Consider the following 4,674-nt stretch of genomic DNA (forward strand, 5'->3'; position numbering starts at 1 on the left):
TGCGACATCGGCCTCGTCGGCTACGAGATGGCCCTGCTGGTCGACCGCGCGGGCAACGTCCTCACCCCGGACCTCCGCGCCGAACTGCAAGGCAGCCTGTTGAACTGACCCACCGACCATCCGCCGCCCGCCCCGCCCGGCCCCGCCGGGCGGCCCCCCACCGGCACCGACCGACGGCACGAACCGTCACTTTGTTGTCCGACCGGAGGACTCGATGACCCCGCCCCCTGCCTCGCCCGGCCCGTACGGCGGCCACCACCATTCGCCGTACGGGGGTGAAGGCGACCAGCCATTGGTGCGCCCGTACGCCATGACCGGAGGCCGGACCCGGCCCCGGTACCAGCTCGCCATCGAGGCGCTGGTCAGCACCACGGCCGACCCAGCGCATCTGGCGGGACTGCTCCCCGAGCACCAGCGCATCTGCCATCTGTGCCGGGAGGTCAAGTCGGTCGCGGAGGTCTCGGCGCTGCTGAACATACCGCTCGGGGTGGCGCGGATCCTGGTGGCCGACCTGGCGGAGGCCGGCATGGTGGCGATCCACCAGCCCGGCGGCGGTTCGGAAGCGGGCGGTACCCCGGACGTGACACTGCTCGAAAGGGTGCTCAGTGGACTTCGCAAGCTCTAGTGGCGCTCCGCCCGCCCGCGCGACCACCTCGGCGAAGATCGTGGTGGCGGGCGGTTTCGGCGTGGGCAAGACCACGTTCGTCGGCGCGGTCTCGGAGATCAACCCGCTGCGCACCGAAGCCGTGATGACATCGGCGTCGGCGGGGATCGATGATCTGAGCCATGTGCAGGACAAGACCACAACCACGGTGGCGATGGACTTCGGGCGTATCACGCTCGACGACGATCTGATCCTGTACCTGTTCGGCACGCCGGGACAGGACCGCTTCTGGTTCATGTGGGACGACCTGGTCCGCGGTGCCATCGGCGCCGTGGTGCTCGTGGACACCCGCCGCCTGGCGGACTGTTTCCCGGCCGTGGACTACTTCGAGAACTCCGGACTGCCCTTCGTCATCGCCCTCAACGGCTTCGACGGCCACCAGCCGTACAACCCCGAAGAGGTCCGCGAGGCGCTCCAGATCGGGCCGGACACCCCCATCATCATCACCGACGCCCGCCACCGCAGCGAGGCCAAGAGCGCTCTGATCACCCTGGTCGAGCACGCACTGATGGCCCGGCTCAAGTAGGAGCCGGCCTCCGGAAGTTGTCCGGAGCAGATGCCCGGAGCGGGCCGTGTCGTGTGACACGGCCCGCTCTCCCGTTCATAACGTTTCGACAGGCGAAAACCCCCCCGCCCACCACAGAGTGCGTTCGGTCCGCTCCGTTGCGCACTCAATTGGTTCGGTATTTGACACACCTCACCCTTAACGCCCGTTTTATCTCTGGTCTAGACAACAGACTGACCGTTTTGCGCAGTGTTTGGAAAGCACCAGCGCGGCGTGCTGAAATTCGCTGAACTGAGCAGTAAGGGCTCAGCTGGAACGGCACGACATCAGGTGCCGACGCCGAGAGGTTGTTGGTCGAGTGAGGCGAAGCAAGCCGGATCCCGTGCAAGAGGCGCGAGGGAACTTCACCCCGCCGCCGCGTACGCGCACAGCGGCGACGCCCGCCGATGCACCCGATCCGCCCGCCGACAGCGGCGGCCGGTTCTCCCCCCGCAACTGGCGGGTGCGGACCCGGCTGTACGCGATTCTGCTCATCCCGGTGCTGGTCGCCCTGGTCTTCGGTGGAGTCCAGGTCGCCTCATCGGTCAAGACATGGAGCGAGGCGCAGGACGCCGAGCGCACCGCGCGGCTGGTCCGCGCCGCCGCGGCCTACGGCCACGCACTGATCGACGAGCGCGACCGGACCGCCGGTCCGCTGCTCAGCGGTACCAACGCCGATGTGGTGCGCGAGGCCCGTTCCGCCACCGACCAGGCACGCGAGGAATTCGACGCGGCCGCCGAGGACATGCCGCAGACGGCGACCCTCAAGCGGCGCCTCGCGGCGTTCAAATCGGCCGAACCGCAGCTCACGACGTTGCGCCGGAACGCCTACACCGACCGGCTCAACGGTGTGGAGACCGAAGAGGGCTATGTCGCGGTCCAGCACGCGCTGACCGAGTTCGCCAACGAGCTGGGTCTCGGCACCGGCAACATCACCTCCTACGGCCGTACGGTCTACGCGGTCTCGCTGGCCAAGGGCGCGGAGTCGCTCCAGCGCTCGATCGGCACCCATCTGCTGGTCAAGCCCGGTCCGTCCGCGGCCGAGCGCAAGGTCCAGCTCACCGCCTTCGGCTCGTACGCCTACCTGGAGGGCATCGCGCTCGGGGAGTTCACCTCGGCCGGTATGCCCGAGGACGTCTCGAAGCTCGAGGACACCATGGCCGCGGCCGAGAAGCAGGCCAAGGCACAGCTCGCGGACGCTAAGCGGAAGGCGGAGTCCGCCGGTCAGAAGTTCACCCCGCCGCCCTCCATGAAGCGCATGCTGACCGCGATCGGCAGCGGTGCCTCACCGCAGCAGCTGAAGGGCCGGGGCATCACCCCGGACGCCTGGTTCAACGCCTCCACGGCCAAGTTCAACGCCTACCGCACGGTGGAGGAGACCCTCGTCGACAAGGCCGTGACCGAGGCAGCGCAAATCTCTTCGGATGCAAAGCGCGACGCGATCGTGAACTCCGTGATCGTGGTGCTGGCGCTGCTCGCCGCGTTCATCGTGGCCGGCCGGATGGCCCGCTCGATGAGCCGCAGCATGCAGGAGCTGCGCAACGCCGCCTTCGATGTCGCGGAGCAGCGACTGCCCCTGCTGGTCGACCAGCTCTCCCGGAACGACCCGGGACGGGTGGACACCCGCGTCACCCCGATCCCGCTCAACAGCCGGGACGAGATGGGCGAGGTGGCCCGCGCCTTCGACCAGGTCCACCGCGAGGCGATCCGGCTCGCGGCCGAGCAGGCGATGCTGCGGGGCAACGTCAACGCGATCTTCACGAACCTTTCCAGTCGCAACCAGGGACTGATCGAGCGGCAGCTCACCCTGATCTCGGAACTGGAGAGCCGGGAGGCCGACCCGGACCAGCTGGAGCACCTCTTCCGGCTGGACCACCTGGCGACCCGTATGCGGCGCAACGGCGAGAACCTGCTGATTCTGGCGGGCGAGGAGCCCGGCCGGCGGTGGAACCAGCCGGTGCCGCTGATCGACGTCCTGCGCGCCGCCTCCTCGGAAGTGGAATCCTACGAGCGGATCGAGCTGGCGGGGATCTCCGAGAGCGAGATCCACGGCACCACGGTGACCGACCTGGTGCACCTCCTGGCCGAGCTGCTGGAGAACGCCACCACCTTCTCCTCCCCGCACACCAAGGTGCGGGTCACCGCGACACGGCTGCCCGACGGCCGGGTCGTGGTGGAGATCCACGACAAGGGGATCGGGCTCACCCCCGAGGACTTCGCCGACATCAACCACAAGCTGGCCAACCCGCCGACGGTGGACGCCGCGGTCTCCCAGCGCATGGGACTGTTCGTGGTCGGCCGTCTGGCGGACCGGCACGGCATCCGCGTGCAGCTGCGCCCCTCCGGGGAGCAGGCGGGGACCACATCGCTGGTGATGCTGCCCGAGGCGATCACCCACGGTGGTGGCGGCGAGGAACTGCCCGCGGACGACTTCACGGTCTCCCGGATCGTCCCCGAGCAGCAGCCCTCGTACGAGGAGCAGCCGGCCGCACCCCAGCGGACCGCGGCCGAGCTGGGCTTCGACGACTCTCCGTACCCCCAGGACCACTACCAGGGCCAGTACAGCGGGATGCGGGCCGCGCCGCAGCAGCCGGACCACCGGCGCGACGTGCCCCCCGCGGAGCCGGCGCGGCCGTCCTACGAGACGCCCTCCTTTACTGAACCGGAACCGCAGTACAGCTCTCAGTCGGAGACCGGACAGCAGCCGTTCATCGGCTACAACTCACCTTCCCAGCAGGGAGAGTGGGGCGATTCCGGATCATTCGAGATGCCCTACGCATCGCAGTTCGGGACCCAAACGGAATCCGGACCCAGCGCTCCCGAAGTCTCCGGGGACCGCGTAGAGTTCCACCGTCCGAGCCCCTCCTCGAGCGACAGCCGCTCCCTGACCGACGCCGGGCTTCCGCGTCGGGGCAAGCAGTGGCAGCCGTCCGAGGACGCAGGGGCACAGGGTGCGGCCGGGGAGCCGGCGGCGCCCACGGCGCCGGAGCGGTCCCCCCAGGCCCCTCAGCGGACGGACAGCGGCCAGGGACAGTGGCAGTCGGAGAACGACCAGCGCTGGACCCGGGCCGAGCAGCTCCGCGAGCCGAAGGCCGGCGGGGTCACGTCCTCCGGTCTGCCCCGGCGGATACCCAAGGCCAATCTGGTGGAGGGTGCCGCCGAGCAGTCCGGGCAGGGCGGCCCCCAGATCTCGCGGGCCCCGGAGGACGTGCGCGGCAGGCTGAGCAGCCTGCGGCGCGGTGTCCAGCGGGGACGCAGCACGGGATCCGGGATCCCCGGGCACGACCAGCATGACCAACAGGGCTACGGCCCCGGCAGCACCTACGATCAGGAGCGTTAGTGTGAGCCCGATGAGCCAGGCGGCGCAGAACCTGAACTGGTTGATCACGAACTTCGTGGACAACACCCCCGGGGTGTCCCACACGGTGGTGGTCTCCGCCGACGGACTCCTTCTGGCGATGTCCGA

General features: G+C 69.3%; 4 protein-coding genes and 1 pseudogene. All 5 read left to right on the forward strand.

Annotated elements, in window-relative coordinates; translation table 11 throughout:
• Positions 1–108: pseudogene (locus AC07FT_RS36255) on the forward strand (roadblock/LC7 domain-containing protein); the annotation flags it as partial.
• 106 nt (positions 109–214) lie between these two features.
• A complete protein-coding gene (locus tag AC07FT_RS36260; protein ID WP_362432935.1) occupies positions 215–625 on the forward strand; it encodes a DUF742 domain-containing protein in 411 nt (136 codons plus the stop codon).
• Positions 606–1,190, forward strand: coding sequence for a GTP-binding protein (locus AC07FT_RS36265; protein WP_362432933.1), 585 nt, complete (start codon positions 606–608; stop codon positions 1,188–1,190). The genes AC07FT_RS36260 and AC07FT_RS36265 overlap by 20 nt, the downstream gene beginning before the upstream one ends.
• Positions 1,191–1,527: 337 nt before the next feature.
• On the forward strand, positions 1,528–4,548 hold the full coding sequence (locus AC07FT_RS36270) for a sensor histidine kinase (RefSeq protein ID WP_479180427.1): 3,021 nt from the start codon (positions 1,528–1,530) through the stop codon (positions 4,546–4,548).
• Positions 4,549–4,558: 10 nt separating this feature from the next.
• Positions 4,559–4,674: roadblock/LC7 domain-containing protein (locus tag AC07FT_RS36275; RefSeq protein WP_302888475.1), on the forward strand; the 116-nt coding region annotated here is incomplete at its 3' end.

The organism is Streptomyces sp. NPDC045899 (assembly GCF_056431485.1).